This window comes from Bacillus sp. SIMBA_005 (assembly GCF_046535585.1).
Classification (GTDB): Bacteria; Bacillota; Bacilli; order Bacillales; family Bacillaceae; genus Bacillus; species Bacillus pumilus.
Genome location: NZ_JAWRWI010000932.1, coordinates 1 through 247, shown reverse-complemented (window position 1 = coordinate 247; position 247 = coordinate 1). Strand labels below are relative to the sequence as shown.

Genomic DNA, 247 nt, shown 5'->3' with positions numbered 1-247 from the left:
GCATGTCGTTTCGATGTTTCCGCGCAGCGACTACACAGTGACCACCCGCGCGCAGACGACTGTCATCGACGACGGTGAGCGCCCGCCTCAACTCTGTGTCACTGCGGACGAACCGCTCCCGCCTCAGTGCGACGGCATCGACCTCGTCGGCTGGGATTGGGGATCCGTCGGTGGCGCGTACGAAGAACATGGCGGGGTGCGGTGGGGCGATTACTTCGTAACGGGCACGTATTCGTTCGATACTGAC

1 protein-coding gene is annotated in these 247 nt (G+C 62.8%); it reads left to right on the top strand.

Annotation, left to right across the window (positions count from 1 at the left end; all coding sequences use genetic code 11):
* The coding region (locus SB660_RS22810) for a hypothetical protein (RefSeq protein ID WP_410584798.1) at nt 1-247 on the top strand (247 nt) is incomplete at both ends.